The sequence below is a fragment of the Variovorax sp. efr-133-TYG-130 genome (assembly GCF_030208835.1).
Classification (GTDB): Bacteria; Pseudomonadota; Gammaproteobacteria; order Burkholderiales; family Burkholderiaceae_C; genus Variovorax.
The window spans coordinates 1-20,603 of sequence record NZ_JARVTD010000023.1 but is presented as its reverse complement, the minus strand read 5'-3'; the positions used below and the strand labels follow the sequence as shown (position 1 = coordinate 20,603).

The 20,603-nt window shown below is 67.5% G+C and carries 21 protein-coding genes and 1 pseudogene; 8 read left to right on the top strand and 14 right to left on the bottom strand.

Annotated elements, in window-relative coordinates; translation table 11 throughout:
- Positions 1-4: 4 nt before the first annotated feature.
- The 9 genes and pseudogenes from QRN67_RS19650 to QRN67_RS19610 form a co-directional block, all read right to left on the bottom strand.
- Positions 5-1,012, bottom strand: coding sequence for a tyrosine recombinase XerC (locus tag QRN67_RS19650; protein WP_285413203.1), 1,008 nt, complete (start codon positions 1,010-1,012; stop codon positions 5-7).
- Positions 996-1,631, bottom strand: a complete 636-nt coding sequence (locus tag QRN67_RS19645; protein WP_285413202.1) for a YdcF family protein — start codon at positions 1,629-1,631, stop codon at positions 996-998. Before QRN67_RS19645 ends, QRN67_RS19650 begins: the two co-directional genes overlap by 17 nt.
- Positions 1,628-2,332 carry a DUF484 family protein gene (locus tag QRN67_RS19640; RefSeq protein WP_285413201.1) on the bottom strand — a complete coding sequence of 235 codons (705 nt, stop codon included), beginning with the start codon at positions 2,330-2,332 and terminating at the stop codon, positions 1,628-1,630. Before QRN67_RS19640 ends, QRN67_RS19645 begins: the two co-directional genes overlap by 4 nt.
- The gene (dapF, locus tag QRN67_RS19635; protein ID WP_081271353.1) at positions 2,329-3,204 is read right to left on the bottom strand and encodes a diaminopimelate epimerase; all 876 of its coding nucleotides are present in this window, start codon (positions 3,202-3,204) and stop codon (positions 2,329-2,331) included. The genes QRN67_RS19640 and dapF overlap by 4 nt, the downstream gene beginning before the upstream one ends.
- Positions 3,205-3,261: 57 nt before the next feature.
- Positions 3,262-4,863: an MFS transporter gene (locus tag QRN67_RS19630; RefSeq protein ID WP_285413200.1), complete on the bottom strand. Its 1,602-nt coding sequence runs from the start codon at positions 4,861-4,863 to the stop codon at positions 3,262-3,264.
- A complete protein-coding gene (locus QRN67_RS19625) occupies positions 4,856-5,254 on the bottom strand; it encodes a DoxX family protein (RefSeq protein ID WP_285413199.1) in 399 nt (132 codons plus the stop codon). Before QRN67_RS19625 ends, QRN67_RS19630 begins: the two co-directional genes overlap by 8 nt.
- 5 nt (positions 5,255-5,259) lie before the next feature.
- Positions 5,260-7,146, bottom strand: a pseudogene (locus QRN67_RS19620) (amidohydrolase).
- A 4-nt stretch (positions 7,147-7,150) separates the two neighbouring features.
- Positions 7,151-7,438 (bottom strand): DUF1427 family protein, encoded by a 288-nt coding sequence (locus QRN67_RS19615; RefSeq protein WP_081271399.1) that lies wholly within the window; start codon positions 7,436-7,438, stop codon positions 7,151-7,153.
- 17 nt (positions 7,439-7,455) lie between these two features.
- On the bottom strand, positions 7,456-8,109 hold the full coding sequence (locus QRN67_RS19610; RefSeq protein WP_081271356.1) for a hydrolase: 654 nt from the start codon (positions 8,107-8,109) through the stop codon (positions 7,456-7,458).
- Between the two features lie 171 nt (positions 8,110-8,280).
- Between QRN67_RS19610 and QRN67_RS19605 the strand changes: the two genes are divergently transcribed.
- The gene (locus QRN67_RS19605) at positions 8,281-9,192 is read left to right on the top strand and encodes a LysR family transcriptional regulator (RefSeq protein ID WP_081271357.1); all 912 of its coding nucleotides are present in this window, start codon (positions 8,281-8,283) and stop codon (positions 9,190-9,192) included.
- Positions 9,193-9,194: 2 nt separating this feature from the next.
- The gene (locus tag QRN67_RS19600; RefSeq protein ID WP_285413198.1) at positions 9,195-10,412 is read left to right on the top strand and encodes an MFS transporter; all 1,218 of its coding nucleotides are present in this window, start codon (positions 9,195-9,197) and stop codon (positions 10,410-10,412) included.
- Here the strand turns inward: QRN67_RS19600 and QRN67_RS19595 are convergent.
- From QRN67_RS19595 to QRN67_RS19585, 3 genes are all read right to left on the bottom strand, one after another.
- Positions 10,399-11,154 carry an anti-sigma factor gene (locus QRN67_RS19595; RefSeq protein ID WP_285413197.1) on the bottom strand — a complete coding sequence of 252 codons (756 nt, stop codon included), beginning with the start codon at positions 11,152-11,154 and terminating at the stop codon, positions 10,399-10,401. The genes QRN67_RS19600 and QRN67_RS19595 overlap by 14 nt on opposite strands.
- Positions 11,151-11,675 carry a sigma-70 family RNA polymerase sigma factor gene (locus QRN67_RS19590; RefSeq protein WP_234382924.1) on the bottom strand — a complete coding sequence of 175 codons (525 nt, stop codon included), beginning with the start codon at positions 11,673-11,675 and terminating at the stop codon, positions 11,151-11,153. Before QRN67_RS19590 ends, QRN67_RS19595 begins: the two co-directional genes overlap by 4 nt.
- A 97-nt stretch (positions 11,676-11,772) precedes the next feature.
- Positions 11,773-12,342 (bottom strand): DUF3455 domain-containing protein, encoded by a 570-nt coding sequence (locus QRN67_RS19585; protein WP_285413196.1) that lies wholly within the window; start codon positions 12,340-12,342, stop codon positions 11,773-11,775.
- 254 nt (positions 12,343-12,596) lie between these two features.
- Between QRN67_RS19585 and QRN67_RS19580 the strand changes: the two genes are divergently transcribed.
- From QRN67_RS19580 to QRN67_RS19555, 6 genes are all read left to right on the top strand, one after another.
- The gene (locus QRN67_RS19580) at positions 12,597-15,107 is read left to right on the top strand and encodes a penicillin acylase family protein (RefSeq protein ID WP_285413195.1); all 2,511 of its coding nucleotides are present in this window, start codon (positions 12,597-12,599) and stop codon (positions 15,105-15,107) included.
- 76 nt (positions 15,108-15,183) lie between these two features.
- Positions 15,184-15,915 carry a CPBP family intramembrane glutamic endopeptidase gene (locus QRN67_RS19575; RefSeq protein ID WP_285413194.1) on the top strand — a complete coding sequence of 244 codons (732 nt, stop codon included), beginning with the start codon at positions 15,184-15,186 and terminating at the stop codon, positions 15,913-15,915.
- Between the two features lie 198 nt (positions 15,916-16,113).
- The gene (locus QRN67_RS19570) at positions 16,114-17,127 is read left to right on the top strand and encodes a M35 family metalloendopeptidase (RefSeq protein WP_285413193.1); all 1,014 of its coding nucleotides are present in this window, start codon (positions 16,114-16,116) and stop codon (positions 17,125-17,127) included.
- A gap of 26 nt (positions 17,128-17,153) precedes the next feature.
- Complete coding sequence (locus tag QRN67_RS19565; protein WP_159053663.1) at positions 17,154-17,618, top strand: OmpA family protein; 465 nt, start codon at positions 17,154-17,156, stop codon at positions 17,616-17,618.
- A 14-nt stretch (positions 17,619-17,632) separates the two neighbouring features.
- Positions 17,633-18,328 (top strand): hypothetical protein, encoded by a 696-nt coding sequence (locus tag QRN67_RS19560; protein WP_285413192.1) that lies wholly within the window; start codon positions 17,633-17,635, stop codon positions 18,326-18,328.
- On the top strand, positions 18,325-18,828 hold the full coding sequence (locus QRN67_RS19555) for a hypothetical protein (RefSeq protein WP_285413191.1): 504 nt from the start codon (positions 18,325-18,327) through the stop codon (positions 18,826-18,828). The genes QRN67_RS19560 and QRN67_RS19555 overlap by 4 nt, the downstream gene beginning before the upstream one ends.
- A 164-nt stretch (positions 18,829-18,992) precedes the next feature.
- Here the strand turns inward: QRN67_RS19555 and istB are convergent, their stop codons facing one another.
- The gene (gene istB, locus QRN67_RS19550; protein ID WP_285413190.1) at positions 18,993-19,796 is read right to left on the bottom strand and encodes an IS21-like element helper ATPase IstB; all 804 of its coding nucleotides are present in this window, start codon (positions 19,794-19,796) and stop codon (positions 18,993-18,995) included.
- Positions 19,786-20,603 (bottom strand): Mu transposase domain-containing protein (locus tag QRN67_RS19545; RefSeq protein WP_503010915.1); only part of this gene is annotated, 818 nt, incomplete at its 5' end. The genes istB and QRN67_RS19545, both read right to left, overlap by 11 nt.

Below are 20,603 nucleotides of genomic sequence, written 5' to 3'. Positions count from 1 at the left end.
TTGCTTACTTGTCGTTCTCCGGCCTGGCCTTGGCGCGCGGATGCGCGGCGTCGTAGGCCTTGGCCAGATGCTGGAAATCCAGCCGCGTGTAGACCTGCGTGGTCGAGATGTTGGCGTGGCCGAGCAGCTCCTGCACCGCGCGCAGGTCGCTGCTCGACTGCAGCACGTGGCTGGCGAAGGAATGCCGCAGCATGTGCGGATGCACCGGCGCAGCGAGGCCGGCCTTGAGGCTGCGTTCGCGCAGCAGCTTCCACACCGCCTGCGACGACATCCGCACGCCCTTGGCGCTGATGAAGAGCGCGGCGGCGGCCTGCGGGTCGCGCAGGTGCGAGGTGGCCAGCGCGGCGCAGTCGCCGCGCACCGCGAGCCAGTCGCGCACCACCTCGGCCGCCTTGCTGCCCATCGGCACGATGCGGCGCTTGCTGCCCTTGCCGAGCACGTTGGCGTCGCCCGCATCCAGGTCGACCCAGCCGCGCGCCGTGCTGCTCGCCTGCGCGTCGAGCCCCGTGAGCTCGCTCACGCGCAGGCCGCAGCCGTAGAGCATTTCGACGATGGCGCTGTCGCGCGCCTCGGTCCAGGGGTCGGCCTCGGGGTCGTACAGCTCGGCCAGGCGCACCGCGTCGTCCACGCCCAGCGCCTTGGGCAAGGGCTTTCCGGCCTTGGGCGCATGCACGTCCTGCACCGGGTTGAAGCCGACCAGCCCTTCATGGCCGAGCCAGCGGTAGAAGCTGCGCCAGCACGACAGCACCAGCGCAATGCCGCGCGGCTCGCGCCCCGCGCCGTGCAGCTGCGCCATCCAGCGGCGGATGTGGGCGGTCTGCACGCGGTCCAGCGGCAGCTTCGCCTCGGCGGCGTGGTCGGTCAGCGACTTCAGGTGGAAGGCGTACAGCTCGACCGTGCGCGCCGCGAGCCGGCGCTCGACGCGCACATGCTCGAGGTATTTTTCGACCCAGCCGGAATCTGCGGAAACGGCCGGCGTCGCGGGCCCTGAGGGCTCAGAAGAGGAAGCCACGGAAGACATTGTTCACGATGGCCGCCGGCTCGCGCAACGCGCCTTTCGAAAACGGCCCCAGCGCATTCCAGCAGGACGTGGGCGCCGCCGCGTACTGCACGTCGAAGATGCGGTCGAAACCGCTCATCTTCACCAGGCGCTCGACGCGCCACATGTGGAACGGCTCCGACACGATGACCACGCTGCGCACGCCGGCCGCCTCCAGCAGCGGGCGCGACAGCGAAAGATTCAGGCGCGTGGAGGTGGAAGCGGGCTCCAGCAGCACCGGCCCGGCGTAGCCCGCGGCCACGGCGCGCTCCTGCATCGCGATGGCCTCCGTGCGGCCGTCTTCGGAATCCACGCCGCCCGAGAAGGCGAGCTGCTTCACGAGGCCGGTCCTGGCCATCGCCACCGCCGTGTCGACCCGCCCCGAGAGGCAGGGGTGCGGCTTGCCGTCCAGGTAGGCGCGGCTGCCGAGCACCAGGGCGGCGTCGGCCGCGCGCTGCGGCGGGTTGGCCAGCAGCGCTTCGGCCTGCCGCCAGAGGAACGCGCCGATGGCCGCGTACACCAGCGCCCCGGCCAGCAGCCCGCCGAACAGCAGGATCTGCCAGGGCCGCCGCAACCAGCGCGGGCGGCTCAAGGACGCAGCCGCGACAGCCCGCCCGACGCCAGCTCGGCGATGCGCTCGAGGAAGTCGGTGCCCATTTCGGAGTTGAAGCGCTGCGCGTCGGGCGACGCCAGCACCAGCATCCCGAAGGCCGGCGACTCGGCGTCGGCGCGCAGCGGGATCAGCGCGATCGACATGGCCGACTGCGGCTCCGGCAGCCAGTTCGCCGCCTCGAAGCCCGAGTTGAGCCCGCAGTACGGCGAGGTCAGCGAGGTGGCCAGCGCCTTCACGTCGTCGCTCACCCACTGGGCATAGGCCTCGTCGAGGTATTCGCTGCTGCAGTCCCACACCTTGATGGCCGTCTGCGGCACCAGGAACAGCGACTGCAGGTCGACCGCGATGCGGTACGGCAGGCTGCGCGGGTCGCGCGTGGTCAGCAGGCCGCTGGTCCAGCGCTGCAGGCGGTCGGCGATGACGACGTTCTCGGTGCCGTGGCGCACCATGTCCATCAGGCGATGCTCCAGCGCCTTGATCTTTTCGCGCAGCATCTCGGCCTGGCGCTCCTGCAGGCTCACGGCGCGGTTGCCGTGCGGGCTGGTTAGCTGCACCTGCGCCAGCAGCTGGGCATGGCGCTCGAAGAAGTCCGGCGTGTTCGCCAGGTAGTTGGCGATGTCGTCTTCGGTGATCGGGTTCATGGCGTTGGCGTCGTTGTTGTTCGTGAAGTTGGTCGTCATGGCAGCTCCGGCACCTCGATGTCGCCCTCGAACACCGTGGTGGCCGGCCCCGTCATGAGCACCGGCTGGCCTTCGCCCTGCCATTCGATGGTGAGAATGCCGCCGTGCGTCTGCACGTCGACCCGGCGGTCCAGCAGCCCCAGGCGAATGCCCGCCACCACCGCCGCGCAGGCGCCGGTGCCGCAGGCCAGGGTTTCGCCGGCGCCGCGCTCGAACACCCGCAGCTTGATGTGCGCGCGGTCGACCACCTGCATGAAGCCTGCGTTCACCCGCTGCGGAAAGCGCGGGTGGTGCTCGATCTTCGGGCCCTGCTCGGCCACGGGAGCGGTGTCGACGTTGTCGACCACCTGCACCGCGTGCGGGTTGCCCATCGACAGCACCGCCAGCGCGACGATGGCGCTGTCGGCGTGCGTGCCGAGCGCGAGGTGCCAGGTTTGCCAGCCGCCGTCGGGTTGCGGGTCGAGCCCGGCCGTGTCGAACGGCACGCGCGCGGTGTCGAAGACCGGGGCGCCCATGTCGACCGTCACGCGGCCGTCGGCGCCCATGCGCGGCTCGATGACGCCGGCCAGCGTCTGCACGCGCACGGTGTCTTTTTCAGTCAGCTTGTGTTCGCTGACGAAGCGCATGAAGCAGCGCGCGCCGTTGCCGCACTGCTCCACTTCGCCGCCGTCGGCGTTGTGAATGACATATTGGAAGTCGACCCCCTCGGCCGGCGAAGGCCGCACCGTGAGGATCTGGTCGGCGCCGACGCCGAAGTGGCGGTCGGCCAGAAAGCGGTATTGCGCGGCGCTGAGGCCCAGCGTGCCGCGCGTTTCGTCCAGCACGACGAAATCGTTGCCGGCTCCCTGCATCTTGGTAAAGCGGATTCGCATCCGGGGATTATCGCCACCGGCACTGTCCCTGACGACCGCGGGCCCAAGCCGCCTGCGCTACAGCGCCAGGAAGTGATGCACCTCGGGCTTCCCCGGCCCGATGTGAAAGCGCAGCGCCTCGCCCTGCAGGTCGGCGTCGGCCTGCGACACCCGGTGGTGCTGGCGCAGATGCTCCGCCCAGGATTCGACGAGGAACCACTCCATCACCCGCTCGGCGTCGGCCGTGTGCTCGTGCAGGCCCCAGGCGTAGGCGCCGTCGCGGCGGCGTTCGAGAGACAGGCGCTTCATCGCCTGCAGGAAGGCCGGGCGGTCGTCCTTGCGGATGCGGTATTCGATCTGGATCATCACCGGCCCGCGGTCGTGCGCCACCGGCTCGGCGAGCAAAGGCTCGGGCCAGTGGTTCGACGCCTGCAGGTCGGCCTCGCCGGAGGGCAGCCGCACGCGGTGGAACACCAGCCCGACCACCACCAGCCCCACGGCCCCCGCCACCAGCGTGACCGGCACGCCGACCTGCTGCGCCACCAGGCCCCAGCCCAGGCTGCCGGCCGCCATCGCGCCGTTGAACACCGTGAGGTACACGGCCAGCCCGCGTCCGCGCACCCAGTTGGGCAGGATCGACTGGGCCACGCCGTTGAGCGTGGTCAGCGCAATGATCCAGCCCAGGCCCAGCAGCAACAGCAGCAGCACCGCCAGCCACTTCGGCGGCGCGAAGACCAGGCTGCCCATCACGGCGGCCGTGAGCAGCGCGGCCAGCAGCAGCATGCCGTCGGCGTCCAGCCGGGCACGCAGGCGCGGCATCACCAGCGCGCCGCCGATGGCGCCCGCCCCCACGGCGCCGAGCAGCACGCCGTAGAAGCCGGCGCTGCCGCCGAGCATCTGGCGCGCCACCAGTGGCAGCAGCGCCCACACCGAACTGGCGAACAGGAAGAACACCGCCGCGCGCAGCAGCACCACGTGCAGCTCCTTGCTGGCCCGCGTGTAGCGCAGGCCGGCGCGGAAGGCACCGAGGAAGTTCTCCGACAGCCCGCTGTCGGCAGGCGCCGGGCGCTTCCACCACAGCAGCGCGGCGATCACGAACACATAGCTCAGCACGTCCACGCCATAGGTGGCCGCCGCGCCGAAGCTCGCAAGGATCAGCCCGCCAGCCGCCGGCCCGATGGAGCGCGCGATGTTGATGCCCAGCGAGTTCAGCGCCACCGCGCCCTTGAGGTCCGAACGCGGCACCAGCTCCGGCACGATCGACTGCCAGGTCGGCCCCATCAGCGCCGCGCCGATGCCGCCCACGAAGGTCAGCACGATCAGGTATTCGACCGTGAGCGCGCCGGTGTGCGAGAGCACCAGCAGCGTGCCGCTGACCGCCGCCAGCACCAGTTGCACGAAGATCAAAAAGCGGCGCCGGTCGAGGATGTCCGAGAGCACCCCCGCCGGAATGGCGAGCAGGAACACCGGCAGCGTGGCCGCCGTCTGGATGAGCGCCACCGCGGTCGGGTTGGCCGACAGGTCGGTCACCAGCCACGAGCTGGCCACGTCGCGCATGAAGCTGCCGATGTTGCCGAGCACGGTGGCGGCCCAGAGCACCGCGAACACCGGCTGGCGCAGCGGCGCGAAGGCGCCGGACCAGGCCGCCGGCGCAACCGCGCCGTGAGAGTTGTCAGACATGGGCACGCTCCTTCAGGTCATGCCAGGCAACCAGCAGGAAGCCGCCGGCCAGGCCCAGGTGTTCGAAGAAGGCGTTGGCCGCCATGAAGCGCTCCTGCCCGAGCGGCATCTGCCAGAAGCGCAGCGCCACGAAGGTCGCCATCAGCGTGAAGCCGCCGAGCGCCAGCGCGCCCAGCCAGCGCAGCCGCCCCGCGAGGATCAGCGCCGAGGCGCCCAGCTCCAGCACGATGACCGCCACGGCCAGCGGGCCGGCGGGCGACAGGCCGAAGTGGTTCATCTCGGCGAGGGCCGCGTCGAAGTCCATCGCCTTGTTCAGCCCGCCCTGCAGGTAGGCGGCGCACAGCAGCAGCAACGCGATCCAGCGCAGCGCGGGCGAGGTGGTCCAGCGCATCGCCATCACACCGCCCAGCAGGCGCAGCCGAGCGCGCCCCAGAAGCTCTTGAGGTCGGCCACGGGCAGCTTGCTGCTCCAGGCCGTGGCGTGGCCGTGGCCGTGCACGTTGCAGTTGTTGGCGCAGCCGCAGGACACAGCCGCGTTGCGCAGAACCTTCTGCAGCGGCGCGCCCTCCTTCTTGTCGGCCCAGCCGGCGTAGCCGCCGAAAGTGCGCGCGGGCGACCAGTCGGGCATGGCCGGGGGCACCGAGCCTTCGTCGTGCGCAGCGAACACGCCGGCGCCGTAGACCACCTTGCCGCCCACCATCGTGAGCAGCGCCGTGGTGTCGGCGATGTCCGATTCGGCGCAGGCGAAGAAATCGCGGTCGGGCACCACCAGGTCGGCGAGCTGGCCGGCCTGGATGCGGCCCTTCTTGCCCTCCTCGTTCGAGAACCAGGTGACGTTCTCGGTCCACATGCGCAGCGCCTGTTCGCGGTCGAGCAGGTTGCGCTGCGGCGTGATCTGCAGGCCGCCCACGGTCTTGCCCGTGACCAGCCACGACAGCGACACCCACGGGTTGTACGAAGCCACGCGCGTCGCGTCGGTGCCGGCCGAGACCTTCAGGCCGCGCTCCAGCATGCGCTTGACCGGCGGCGTGGCCTCGGCCGCGGCGGCGCCATAGCGCTCCGCGAAGTATTCGCCCTGGTAGGCCATGCGGTGCTGCACGGCCACGCCGCCGCCCAGCGCGGCAATGCGGTCCATCGACTTCTCCGAAATGGTCTCGGCATGGTCGAAGAACCAGTTCAGCCCGGCCAGCGGCGTGTCCTTGTTGACCTTCTCGAACACGTCGAGCGAACGGCTGATGGTCTCGTCGTAGGTGGCGTGCATGCGCCAGGGCCAGCGGTTCTGCGCCAGGATGCGCACCACGCCCTACAGGTCGCCTTCCATCTCGGGCGCCACCTCCGGGCGCGGCTGGCGGAAGTCCTCGAAGTCGGCGGCCGAGAACACCAGCATCTCGCCGGCGCCGTTGTGGCGGAAGTAGTCGTCGCCCTGCTTGTATGTGGAGTTGGCGGTCCAGTTCAGGAAGTCTTCCTTTTCCTGCTTGGGCTTCTGCGTGAACAGGTTGTAGGCCAGGCGGATGGTGAGCTGGCCGTCGTCGGCGAGCTTCTGGATCACTTCATAGTCGTCGGGGTAGTTCTGGTTGCCGCCGCCCGCGTCGATGGCGCCGGTCACGCCCAGGCGGTTGAGCTCGCGCATGAAATGGCGCGTGGAGTTGAGCTGGTAGTCGAAGGGCAGCTTCGGGCCCTTGGCCAGCGTGGCGTAGAGGATGGCCGCGTTCGGCTTGGCCAGCAGCAGGCCGGTAAGGTTGCCGGCGCTGTCGCGCACGATCTCGCCGCCGGGTGGCGCGGGCGTGTCCTTGGTGTAGCCCACGGCGCGCAGCGCGGCGCCGTTGAGCAGCGCGCGGTCGTACAGGTGCAGGATGAAAACCGGCGTGTCGGGCGCCACCGCATTCAGTTCCTCGATGGTCGGCAGGCGCTTTTCAGCGAACTGGTGCTCGGTGAAGCCGCCCACCACGCGCACCCACTGCGGCGCGGGGGTGATGGCCACCTGCCGCTTGAGCATGCCCATGGCGTCGGCCAGGCTGCGCACGCCATCCCAGCGAAGCTCCAGGTTGAAATTCAGGCCGCCGCGAATGATGTGCAGGTGGTTGTCGATCAGCCCCGGCAGCACGCGCTTGCCCTGCAGGTCGATCACGCGGGTGGCGCCGCCGGCCAGCGGCAGCACGTCTTCGGCGCGGCCCACGCGGGTGAAGCGGCCGTCCTTGATGGCCACGGCGTCGGCCACCGGGTTGGCGCGGTCCAGCGTGGTGAAGCGGCCGTTGTGCAGGATCAGGTCGGGCGGGGTCGTCATGTTCTCAGCCATGGCGGGTTTCCTTGTTGGGGGTTTCGGCGGCGGTCTGGGCGGGCAGGCACTTCGGCAGTTCGCCGAACACATGCGGCTTGACCTGGTGGTGCAGCCACGAGGTGGCCACGGCGTCGGGCTTGAACACGCTCTTGATGAGCGGGGGGATCTGCTCGCCGAGCAGTATCCCCAGAAGCCCCACCAGGGCGATGACCGGCGGCGCCGGCGAGCGCACCTGGAACAGTGCGTAGATCACGCCGACCAAGAGGCCGAGCGCAAGCGACAGGACATAGGGCTTCATCTGGTTCACCCCGGCTTTCAGCCTTCGTGCGCGCCGAACATGGTCTTGGCGTAGGTCACGCCCAGGCCGTAGGCGCCGCCCACCTTCTTGGCGATGCCGGTGGTCAGCTCATAGGTGTCGCCGCGCGCCCAGTCGCGCTGCAGTTCGAGCAGGTATTGCAGCGAGGTCATCGGCTGCGCGCCGGCCTGCACCATGCGCTCCATCGCGCGGTTGTGCGCCTCGGCCGACACGTCGCCGCAGGCATCGGCGATCACGTACACCTCGAAGCCCTGGTCCAGCGCCGACAGCGCCGGCCCGACGATGCACACGCTGGTCCACAGGCCCGACAGCACGATGCGCGGCTTGCCGATCTGGTTGACGCGATCGATCACGGCGGCGTCTTCCCAGGTGTTCATCGAGGTGCGGTCGAGCATCTTCTGGCCGGGGAAGGCGTCGGTGATCTCGCTGAACATCGGGCCCGAGAAGCTCTTCTCGGCCACGGTGGTGAGGATGGTCGACACGCCGAAGCCGGCCGCCGCCTGCGCCACCAGCGCGGCGTTGTTGCGCAGGTTCACGGCGTCGATGGAATGCGTGGCAAAGGCCATCTGCGACTGGAAGTCGATCATCACCAGCGTGTGATCGGTGGGCGTGAGCAGCTTGGAACCGGCGGTGGGGGTGGCTTTGATGGACATGGAAAAAGCTCCTGGGCTTGAGTTGACGTTCGATTGAATTCACAATTGCGTTCGGAGGGAATCTCCTTGGCATGGGCTGAATCATCGGGCTCCCACTCACTGTCATCGACGAAACTTTTCACTGTCAATGATCGAATTTTTCGATCTTTCTTTTTCGACAAGGACCGCCGCATGCTCAAACTCAGCCTGGAAGCCATCGAGGTGGTCGACGCCATCGCGCGCCACGGCTCCTTCGCCGCCGCCGCCACGCGCCTGAACAAGGTGCCCTCCACCATCTCGTATGCCGTGGGCAAGCTCGAGGAGCAGCTCGGCATGCTGCTGTTCGAGCGCAACGGCCCGCGCGTCACGCTCACCGCCGCCGGCGAGGAAATGCTCAAGGAGGGCCGCTGGCTGCTCAGCGCCGCGAACGACCTCGAATCGCGCATGCGGCAGATCGCCACCGGCTACGAGTCGGAGCTGCGGCTGGTGCACGACTCGCTCATTCCCACGCAAGCGCTCATCGACGACATCCGCGCCTTCGAAGACCTGCGCTGCGGCACGCGGCTGCGCATCGGCTGCGAGGCGCTCACCGGCAGCTGGGAGGCGCTGCGCGAGGGGCGCGCCGACATCGTCATCGCCGCGGGCGACGGGCCGGCCGGCGGCGGCTACCAGGCGGTGACCGTGGGCAGCCTCGACTTCGCGTTCTGCGTGGCGCCCTCGCACCCGCTCACGCGGCTGGGCCGGCCGCTGCAGCGCGGCGACCTGCTGGAGTGCAACGCCATCGTGGTGGGCGACAGCGCGCGCACGCTGTCGGAGCGCACCGTCGGCCTGCTGGCCGGCCAGCCGCGCATCACCGTGCCGTCGATGCCCGCGAAGATCGCCTGCCAGGTCGCCGGCCTGGGCCACGGCTTCCTGCCGCGCGCCTGCATCCTGGGCGAGCTCAAGCGCGGCACGCTGGTCGAACTGCCCACCGAGGAACCGCGCCCGCCCGAAGCCTTCTGGCTGGCCTGGAAGACCGGCGCGCAGGGCCAGGCGCTGCGCTGGTGGCGCGAGCGGATGAACCGCACGCTGGTGCCGGCGCTGCTGCCGCGCTCGGCGTTCTGAGGATGAAGCCGATCGGCCCGCGGCGCTCGGCTCGTCAGTTCCCGGCCTTTCTTTTCTCGCTGCTCGTCTCCAAGCTGGCCGACCAGATCCTGCTGTTCCTGGTGCCGCTGGTGGTGTTCCAGGTGACGCAGGACGTGGCGTGGTCCGGCTATGCCTTCGCGGCCGAGACCTTTCCGCGCTTCCTGTCGTTCCCCGTCTGCGGCGCGCTGTGCGACCGGATCTCGCCGATCAGGCTGCTGCGCGGCAGCCAGATCTTTCGGGCGCTGGTCTGCGTGCTCGGCGTGCTGGGCAACGAGGCGCTGGGCGGCATCGGCTGGCTGGTGGGCCTGTCTGCCGTGTGCGGCGTGCTGACCACGCAGGGCGTCATGGCGCGCGAGGTGATGCTGCCGCAGATTGCCGGCAACGGCCACGGCTTCGACAAGGTGCTGGCCTATGCGCAGACGGCCGAGCAGACCGGCATGGTGCTCGGGCCGCTCGTTGCGGCGGCGCTTTTTGCGTTCCTGCCCTGGCAGGCGGTGGTGGGCGCGGCGGCCGCCCTCTTCCTGCTGGCGGATGTCGCCACCGCGTACTGGCGGCGCGGCAACCCGATGCAGCTGCACGAACCGCAGGCCGCCAAGGGCCACTTGCTGCAGCCGATCAAGACCGCGCTCGGCCATCTGCTGCACCTGCCGGGCCTGCTGCGGCTGACCGGGCTCACGGCCGGCGTGAACCTGATGCTCGGCACCACGCTCGCTTCTTCCGCCGCGATGGTCACCGGGCTGCACCATCGCTCGGCCACCTACTACGCGGGGCTGCAGACGCTGGGCGCCGTCGCCACCATCGTGATCCTGCTGAGCATCATCCGGGGGTCGTTCGCGCTGAAGAAGATGGGGCTGACCGCCTACCTGCTGATCTTCGGCGGCGGCCTGCTCACCGCCGTGAGCACCAGCCATTGGGGCTATGCGGCCGGCTTCCTGCTGGTGATCGGGTTCGACAAGATGTTCAGCATCTACATCCGCATCCACCGCCAGCGGATCATTCCGGCGCACGACTACGGCAAGACCACCGGCGTGATCGTGCTGCTGAACAACCTGACGCAGCCGCTGGCGGGCCTGCTGGTCGGCGCCTTTGCCGACGCGGCGCAGACGCGCATGGTGATCTTCGGGCTGTGCATGCTGGTGGGCGCCATCGGCGTCGCGGCCGCCCTTGCCAGCCGGAGCAGCAGCGCTACAGCACCTTGACCGCGCGGCCGATGAACTGGATCGGCCCGGTCGGACGGTCGATGGGCGAGCCGTTCTCGGGTTCCAGCGTGAGCTCGAACAGCTGGTTCGGCTCCAGCGGCGGCAGCTTGTCGATGGGAATGCGCAGCGTCTGGCCCTGCTTGACCAGCCCCAGCGACACCGGGCCGCGCCACTGGTCGGCCTTGGTCCAGAACTGCAGCGTCTTCTGCGGCGGCACTTCGACGGTGCCCAGCGGCACCAGGCTCAGCTGGCGCGACGACGTGGTCTGGATCACCCAGCCCGGCGACTTGTCTTGCGGGGCGACCAGAACCACCATGTACTGCGGCGTGGGCGCCGGCCGGGTGATGAGCACGGCCACCATCAGCGCCGCGGCTGCAAAGCCGCCGGCGGCAAGGCCGCGCCAGAGCTTCAGGTTGTTCCACCAGCTCGCGAAGCCCGATGCGCGTGCCGGCTGCCCGGCCTTCGGTGCTGCTGCAGCTGCTGCAGCAGCAACACTGCCCAGCGTGCGCTCGATGCGCGACCACAGCGCGGGCGACGGATCGGCCGGCGGCGCCAGCGAGGCCAGCGGCAGCAGCCGGGCTTCCCACGCCTGCACCGCATCGCGCAGCGCGGGCTCGTCGCGCATGCGGGCTTCCACCGCCGCGCGCGCGTTGGCCGACAGCGTGCCCAGCACGTATTCGCCCGCCAGCGCGTCGATGTCTTCGAAATTCCCGAAACCGGAAGAAGCGGTGCCGCTGCTCATGCCATGCACTCCCGCAGCGCGCGCATGCCGCGCTGGATCCAGGCCTTGACCGTGCCCAGCGGCGTCTGCAGCCGCTCGGCGATCTCGCCGTGCGAGCAGCCTTCCACATACGCATAGAGGATGCAGTCGCGCCGCGCTGGCTCCAGGCCGCCCAGGCAGCCTTCAAGCCTGCCGAGGTCCGCGCGCAGCTCGAACGGGTCGGCGGCGGTGGCATAGGCCGCGAGCGCGGCCTGGTCGTCGATGGCCTCGGCCGCGTCTTCGCTCACGTCCACCTGGCGTGCGCCGCTGCGCACCATGTTCAGCGCGGCGTTGCGCACCACGCTGTAGATCCAGCCCCGGCCTTCGCCGCGCGCGGGGTTGAAGGTTTCCGCGCGCTGCCAGATGCTGATGAAGGCGTCGTGCAGCACGTCTTCAGCCTGCTGGCGCTGGCGCACGATGCGCAGCGCCACGCCCAGCAGGTAGCGGCTTTCGCGCTGGTAGAGCTGTTGCAGGGCCTGACGGTCACCGCGTGCGCAGGCCATGAGGGTGGCGTCGTAGTCGAAGGGCGAGGTGGGTGGCGGGTTCTGCACGGCCCGATGGTAGTGGAGCCGGCGGCCCCGCCGCCGAATCGCCCCCCGATCAGGACGCCTTCCAGAAGATGTAGTCGGCCTGGTACTGCACCACTTGCTTCTGGCCCTTGGTGGCCGGCGTGCACGGCACGGCCGCTGGCGCCACGCCGCCTTGCAGCGCCACGCGCTGGATGTACGTGACGCCCGTCATGGCGCCGCTGCCCGTGGCCGGGTTGGCCTTCACCAGCTGGTACGGCAGGCTGGTCGGGCCCGAGGGCGCGACCGCCAGCTGCGTGGCCGTGAGCTTCGAGCCGTCCATCGACTCCCAGGTGGCCGGCGGGCCGTAGTACTTGCCGACCTGCTTGCCGCTGCGGTCCAGCAGCTTGGCGTCGGGGCCGACGAACACCCACTCCGTCTGGCCCGGGGCATTGGCCTTGTCGCGGCATTCGTAGGTGATGTCGCCCTTGCCCACCGTTTCCATCGCGACCTTGTTGCCGGCCGGCACCTGGATGGTGGGGGGCAGGCTGGACTGGTTGAAAGCGGGCGTCATCGACATCGAACCGCAGGCGGTGAGCACCGCGGCAGCGGCGGAAACAGCGCCGAGAACGGCGAGCGAACGGGCGGGACGGGAGGTGTGCATGGAATTTCTCCTGGGGTTGTAGAGGGTCAGCAGCTCCTCGCTGCTGAGGGGTCTACACGCCAGGGGTGGGTTTGGATGCAGCCTCACGGAAAAAAATTTTCCGACGCGCCAACCCCACCCCATCCCGGCCCTCCGAGCGGCCGGCGCACGTTCAGCGTTCTTTCAGCATCGCTTCAGCTTGTGCCAAGCCTGGGTTTCTATCGTGCCCCGAGGGCTGCTGCGTGGTGCGGCAGCCGACTTCGATCAGGGACGACATGAACTTTCGGCATTTGCATTCCTCGCCTCCGGCTTCCAACCGTCCATGCGGGCTGCGGCGGCCCTGGCGGCTGGGCCTTTGCGCCAGCGCCACCGCGGCGTTGGCCGCATGCGGCGGCGGCAACAGCGGCAGCGACATTGGCATCGGCAGCTGGCTCAGCAGCAACGGCAGCAACAGCGGCAATGTCAGCAGCACGGGCGGCGGCCAGCAAGGCATCGCCCCGGGCGATGTCTACAAGGCCGAGATCCGCCGCACCGCCCATGGCATTCCGCACATCGAGGCCAGCGACGAGAAGGGCATCGGTTACGGCGTGGGCTATTCGTACGCGCAGGACAACTTCTGCGTGCTCGCAGAGCATTTCGTCACCGTGCGGGGCGAGCGGTCCCGCTACTTCGGCGAAGGGGCCTTGCCCGCATCGGGACAGGGCACCCTGCCCGCCAATGTGACCTCCGACCTGTTCTATCGCCATCACAACGACGAGGCCAAGGTGCGCGCGGCCTGGAACGCCTACAGCGAACCGGTCAAGGCGATGTTCAAGGGATTCGCCGCGGGCTTCAACCGCTACCTGCGAGAAACCGGGGCACAGGCATTGCCTTCGAGCTGCAAGGGCGCGACCTGGGTGCGTGCGGTGGAAGAAGCCGACCTCGTGCGACTGATGCGCGACTACGCGGCGCTCAATGGACTGGCCGACACCGCGCCCTTGCTGGCCCAGGCTTCGCCGCCGCAGCGCGGCGGCAATGCCGCACAAGGCGCGCCGCAGATTTCCGGAGCGACCGCGCTCCAGGCTCTGGTGCAAAAGCCCAGCACGGGCAGCAACGCCATGGCATTGGGCAGCGACGCCACCGCCAACGGGCGCGGCATGGTGCTGGGCAACCCGCACTTTCCCTGGGCCGGCGTGCTGCGCCTGTACCAGCTGCACCTGACCATTCCCGGCCGCATGGACGTGATGGGCGCCAGCCTGCCCGGCCTGCCGATCGTGGGCATCGGCTTCACACGCGACTTTGCCTGGACGCACACCACGAACACGGCGGCGCGCCTCACCTTCCACCAGTTGCGCCTGGACCCCGCGGACCCCACGCGCTACATGGTGGATGGGCAAAGCAGGCCCATGGAGCGCAAGGTGTTCAAGATCGACGTACGGGAGCCCGACGGGCGCATCGCGGCACGCGAACACGCCTACTACACCACCGACTTCGGCACCGTCATCGCCCATGGGCCGCTGCGCTGGGACAGCCAGCACGCCTACACCGTGCGCGATACCAATACGGACAACCACCGCCTGGCCGACCAGTGGCTGGCCATGAACCGGGCCCGCTCGCTCGACGAGATGAAAGACGCGGTGCTGCGCATCGTGGGCAACCCGTGGAACAACACCCTGGCGGCGGATGCCTCCGGACGCACGTTGTTCATGAGCGCAACGCCCACGCCGAATGTCTCCGCGCAAATGCTGGCCGACTGCCAGGCCACCGGCTCCGACGCGTTGAAGGACCTCCCCGCCCCCGTGCTGCGAGGCGACACGACGCGCTGCCAATGGGCGAACGACCCTGCCGCGCCGCAGGCGGGCATCTTTGCAGGCAAGGCTCTGCCGCTGCTGGAGCGCCACGACTACGTCCATAACTCGAATGACAGCGCCTGGCTGACCAACCCCCAGGCTCCGCTCGAGGGCTTCTCCCCGCTGGTGAGCATCGCGGGCTCCCGGCAAGGCTTGCGCACACGTCAGGGCCTGTCGTGGCTGCAGACCGCCCTGCAGCCGCGCAACGGGGTGCCCACCCGACGCGTATCTCAGGACCAGGTCGAGGCCATGGTGCTGGACAACCGCGTGTACCTGGCGGAGCTGGTGCTCGACGACATGCTCTCGCTATGCCCGGGCGGCAGCAGGTCGCCCGAAGCCACTGCCGAGATGAACCAGGCATGCGCGGCGCTCAAGTCATGGGACCGCACGGCAGGCCTGGATGCCGGCATCGGCTATGGGTACATGGAAGATTTCGCGCTGTCGTTCCTGCAGCAGGGCCCGGACGTCTGGCGCGTTGCATTCGATCCCTCCGATCCCGTGAACACGCCGCGCGGCCTGCGCGTCGAACAGCCCGAGGTGACGGCCCAGGTGCGTGCGGCCATGGAGGCCGCGGTGCGCAACGTCGCAGCCAGGGGCTGGACTGCGGACCGGCGCTGGGGAGACATCCAGGGCGCGACGCGGGGCGGACGGCGCATCCCCGTTCCCGGCGGACATGAGGAACTGGGCGTGTACAACATGATGATGAGCGTCGATGCCACCGGAAGCGGCCTGCGCGAAGCCGTGCACGGGACCAGCTACCTGCAGTCGGTAGGGTTCACGGCGGAGGGGCCGCGCGCCAGGGCATTCCTCGCCTACTCCCAGTCGACCGACCCCGGCTCCCCCTGGTTCGCCGACCAGACCGAACGGTTTGCCCGCCGCGAATGGGTGGAACTGCCCTTCACGCGTGCGGAGATTGACGCGCAAAGAGATGTGACACTCAAAGTGATCGCCGAGTGAGCCTGCGACCGTGGCCGGCCGGCTCGAGCGAACACGGCTGCGACGCAGTCCCAGAACTATAGAAGGAGGAACAGTCATGAATCGACGGATGTTCGCGGCAGCCTTTTGCGCAGGCCTTCCCGGGGTGATCGCCGTCGCATGGCTCGCAGTGCCCGAGATCCTGGCGGGCAAGGTACTGCCGCTGCCGATGTGGGTCGTGAGCGTGGCCTCGGGCATGCAGAGCGCCATGCTGCTGGCACTGGCGGCATACGCCGGTGCCAGGCTGGCACCCGGGGTCGGTTTGCAGGCGCCGGCATTGGCGGCGCTGGCCGGGTCGAGGCTGGCGTGGGGCATGCTCCGCGCACAGTGCCTTCCAGGCATCCTTGGCGGCCTGCTTGGCGCCGCGCTCCTCTGGTCCATCACGCGCCTCGCGGCCGATGCCGCCGAAGCGCTGCAGGGCGTGACGCTGCCGCCCGTCGTGCGCTTTCTCTACGGCGGCATCACGGAAGAAGTCCTCGTGCGCTGGGGCCTGATGAGCGCGATGGCCTGGGCCCTGTGGCGCGTTGCAGCACGGCGAGGGCGCGCCACGCCACCCGCGTGGATCTTCTGGGTCGCCATCGCGGGCAGCGCGCTGTTGTTCGGCGTGGGGCACCTGCCGGCCGCCTTTGCCTTGGCGGGCGCGCCGAGTGCCGGCCTCGTGGCCTACATCGTCGGGGCCAATGCCGCATTCGGCCTCGTGGCCGGATACCTCTTCTGGCGGCATGGCCTGGAGGCGGCAATGATTGCCCACGTGCTGACGCACGCCGTGCTCTTGGCCGTGCAGCCGTAGGGGTCTGCGCGACAGGCCGCCACTCCCGAACCGACCTGGCCTGCAATGCTGCAGGCCTTTCTTCGCTGACTCCGCGCCGCTCCAGGAATCGAAAAAAACCAAAGCCCGCGTGAAGAATTTCTAGCCAGTTGACAGTGGGCAACAGTGTCAACGCGCGCTTCCTCCTACAACTCCCGCACACAACAGGGAGGTTTCAGGATGATGCGCAGAGTTGTCTTGGTCGGTGATCCGCCGGCCGCCGGTGGAAGGGTGCTGCCGTACGACGGCCCGATGGTCGATTTCTTCGGGCACCGGCCCGCGCTGGTCGGTGGCAGGGCGTACTGCGAGGGATGTAACAGCGTCGGCATCATCGCCAAGGCAGGAGGGCCGCGGCGACCGCAGTTCATATCGGAGATGGCGCTGGAGGGGGACGTGGTGGTGTGCCATTGCCCTGTGCCGCAGCCGCTGCTGTCGGTGTTGCGGCAGTCGGCGGAATATGACGATGACGATTGGCATGCGGGCGGCGTGACACCGAGTCAGACTGCGCCACCCGCTACAACGGCCGTGGCAAAAGCTGCGGAGATGGCAGCCTTCAAGAAGACCGTCGACGCTCACGTCACACATCCTCCGGAAGCCGAGCAGACCGAGAACATCTGTCCGAATATGACAAACAAGGAATTTGCAACGCTGGCAATGAAGTTGCGCGACATGGCGGTCGACTACATCACGAAGAAGCGCTTGCCCGAACTGGAGCGTTGGGACAAAGCGGCGCAGGCTCATGTCAAAGCGTGGTTTGCCATCGCCGATCAGTACACCCGGGGGCACTTGCAGAAAGGCTTGGTCGAATGCGTGCGAGTGCTGAAATCTCTTGAGCCCAAGAATTTCGTCCGCTTTGTTGCGGGCGGCAAGCTGGCCACCTGCGTCATGGGCAGCACCTTCGGGGCGGATGCTGCCGCATGCAAATCGGACACGACAACTCACACCATCGCGATCGCCCTTCCCTTCTGCTACTACGAAGACAACGTGGTCAACTTTGACACCGGTGTAGTCATGGATGCCAACTCGCAGCTCGTGGTGCTGCTTCACGAAGTGACCCACTTCAACGACACCTTCGGATCGAATGACACCTGGAACGGGACGGCAAACTCAAGGCGGCGCGTGACCAGCGAAAACCACGCCGCCCTTCTTTCCAATGCCGACAGCATCGTGGCTTACACACTTGGAGTGCCATGAAAAGATATCGCCCAGCCATTTGGCGTATGACCGCAATCTTCTTGTCATTGGTTTCCACGCCCTCAGTTCACGCCTGCAGTCCGATGAAGGTCATTGGTGTGTACTTCGATCGCGACTCCGCGACCGTATCCGCAGCGCAGGTGTCGAGGCTTGCTAGCTGGATGGCCGACCTGCATGCGAGATATCCGAACCATGAATCTATCGACATCAGCGCTTCGGCAGAACCTGGCGAAAACTCTCCAAGCAACCTTGCAATGGCGCGAGCACGCAATGTTGCTCGTGTTCTCCGGGAAAACCTTCTGTTCGATGGAGCAAAGATCTATCTGCCGGAGCGAGGCCATGTACAAAAGTCTGCGTCCGCGTACCTCAAGGAGTTGGAGAAGAGCCAAGGCGTCAGGGCCGTGCAACTCGACTTTCTTCCTGCTTGTCCGCACGAATGTTCATGTCAGATAGGCGCCTTCGGAGAGCCGACAACACGACGCACGCGTTGAAAGGTCTTTTTCCCTTGCCCACCGAAGCCGAGCGGTTTGCACTTAGCTACCGAGAGAGGAAAAGTGCAGACCTCGTAGTCAACGACTTTGCGGCCATAAAGCTATGTCCGAACCTGAAGACCTCGAAACTGCCGGGCTGCAATCCCGGTCGGCCCGATGGTTGGAGCGTTGATGCGAGTGCAGCCCTACCTGGCTTCACACCGAGCACGGCGCCGAGCCGAGGCTTGAAAATGAAAGACTGCTGGCAATCCTTTCCGAGATGCCTCCTTGCATCTCTTGCTGTTCTGCTTGCGCCGACCACATGGGCTTGCAGCCCGATCAGAACCATCGGCATCGTGTTTGAGAGGAACTCGGCGACCGTTCCGGCCAAGGAGGTTCTCAAGCTCGCCAATTGGACGGCCATGCTCCGATTGCAGTATCCGAATCGAGAGTCGCTTTTTCTTTCAACGCAAGCGGCATTCGGCGAGCACGACGCGAGCAATCTAGGGGTGAAGCGCGCCAGGAACGTCGCGAGAGTCCTCAGGGAAGACCTGCAATTCGACGTGCGCGAAGTCGACTTGCCCACCAAAGGGTATGTCGCCGCCATCCCGGCCCCAGAGGGAAGCGACTTGGTGAAGCGCGTAAACATCGATTTCCTTCCGGCCTGCCCACACGAATGCCCGTGTCAAAAGGGTGACCCTCTCTACAAGCCGGCGGCCCTGCAAAGATGAAAGAGAAATTCGAGTGCACGCTGCCTCGCGCAAGATGGTTGTGTGCGGGCGTCGCCCTCATCTGCACCGTCGCCTTCAAAGGTGCCATCGCATGTTCTTTTGGTGGGCTCGAACACGAAGTGCAGGTCGCGCCGGCCAGCACGCGCCTCGGTTCGGAGCAGGTCATCTCTCTGACAAACTGGTTCATCGAGCAGAAGGACACAAGCAGAGCGACACACGGCATATACCGCGCTGACATCTTTGCGTTCGCGATCAAGGGCGATGCCGATTCGTCGAGAAAGGCACATCTCCGCCTTGCCGAAATCGCAGGCCTTCTGAAGACGCTCAGCGACGGGACTTCTTTCGAAGTGGAAACCCATGTCGATGAATTCGATAGCCCACCGACAAGACGACTCGAGCGCCTGGACAGGCTGCAAGCCACGGTTCAACCAGCTTGCGCCAAGACACGCTCATGCTGCAAGTGGATTGAAGGCCCCGCGGCATCGCCCAAGCAGCAGTGAGCGTTGCGCATTTGAAGCAGGCCAGGCTGCGCGCTCTCGATCTCAACACCTGCGCATCAAGCACCGAGCCGAGACACACCAGTGCCGAAGCTGTTGAGTTCCATGGAATCCTGACCCGCGATTTCCATCGAATATTGACCCACCCTCTTTGCGAGCCGGCCGGCTCACGGTGTGGATAAGTTTTTGGTTTTCTCCTTTTTAGGTTGGACTGCCTGAACGGGTTGAGCCGAGCTGTGCTTGAAGCGGAAGCTGTCGTTTCCAGTCTCCAGAATATGGCAGTGATGTGTAAGCCGGTCCAGCAACGCCGTGGTCATCTTCGCGTCGCCGAAGACGCTGGCCCACTCGCTGAAGCTCAGGTTGGTGGTGATCACCACGCTAGTGCGTTCGTAGAGTTTGGACAGCAGATGGAACAACAGCGCGCCACCTGATGCACTGAACGGCAGGTAGCCCAACTCGTCGAGCACCACCATGTCCGCGTACATCAGTCTGTGCGCGATGTGGCCGGGATTGCCACTGGCCTTCTCTTGCTCGAGTGCGTTGACCAGTTCTACCGTCGAGAAGAAGCGCACCCGACGGTGATGGTGCTCGATGGCCTGCACGCCCAGGGCTGTGGCGATATGAGTCTTACCCGTACCCGGCCCGCCGACAAGCACCAGGTTCTGCGCATCATCCATGAACTCGCATCGGTGTAGCTGACGCACCAGCGCCTCGTTGACCTCGCTGTTGGCGAAGTCGAAGCCAGCGAGATCGCGATAGGCTGGGAAGCGAGCGAGCTTCAACTGGTAGGCCACCGAGCGTACCTCCCGCTCGGCTGTCTCTGCCTTTAGCAACTGCGAGAGCATCGGTTGGGCCGCCTCGAAGGCCGGCGATCCCTGTTCGGCCAGCTCCGCGACGGCCTGGGCCATGCCGTGCATCTTGAGTTCGCGCAGCATGATCACGAGGGCGCCACTGGCAGGGTCATGTCGCATGGCGCACCTCCTGGCTGCTTGACTTGGAGTTCAGCGGCCCGCGCAGGCCGCCAGCAGCGCTGGCACGCCCCCTGAGCGTGTCGTAGCGCAGCACATCGGCCTTCGGCTCGTTCACCAGGCGCAGTGCCTGCGGTGCCGTGACGGGCGCGGGCGCAACGGGCTTGGCATCGAGCAGTCGGTGCAACACGTTTAGCACATGGGTCTTGCTGGCCACGCCGGCTTCCAGCGCCAGTTCGACCGCGGTCAGCACTGCCTGCTCGTCGTGGTGCAGCACCAGCGCCAGGATCTCGACCATCTCGCGGTCTCCACCCGGCTGCTTCAGCAACGCGGCCTGCAGCCGCCGGAAGCCCTGCGGCAGCTCGCTGAAGGGCGCTCCGTTCCTGAGCGCTCCTGGCTTGCGTTGCAGCACCGCCAGGTAGTGCCTCCAGTCGTAGACGGTCTGACCTGCGGTGTCGTGGCGACGGTCAATGATGCGCGTGTGCTCGCACACGATCTGGCCCTCGGCCGCCACGACAAGGCGTTCGGCGTACACGCGCAGGCTCACTGGCCGGTTCGCGTAGGAGGCCGGAACGCTGTAGCGGTTGCGCTCGAAGTGCACCAGGCAGGTGGGCGAGACGCGCTTGGTGTGTTCTACGAAACCATCGAAGGGTCTGGGGATCTGCATCAGTAGCGGCCGTTCCTGCGACCAGACATCGGCTACGGTCCCTGGCAGCTTGCCGTGGACGATCTCGCCCCACAGCGCCTTGCAGCGGTCCTCCAGCCAGTCGTTGAGCAGCGCCAGCGTGGCGAACGCCGGCACGGGTTGCC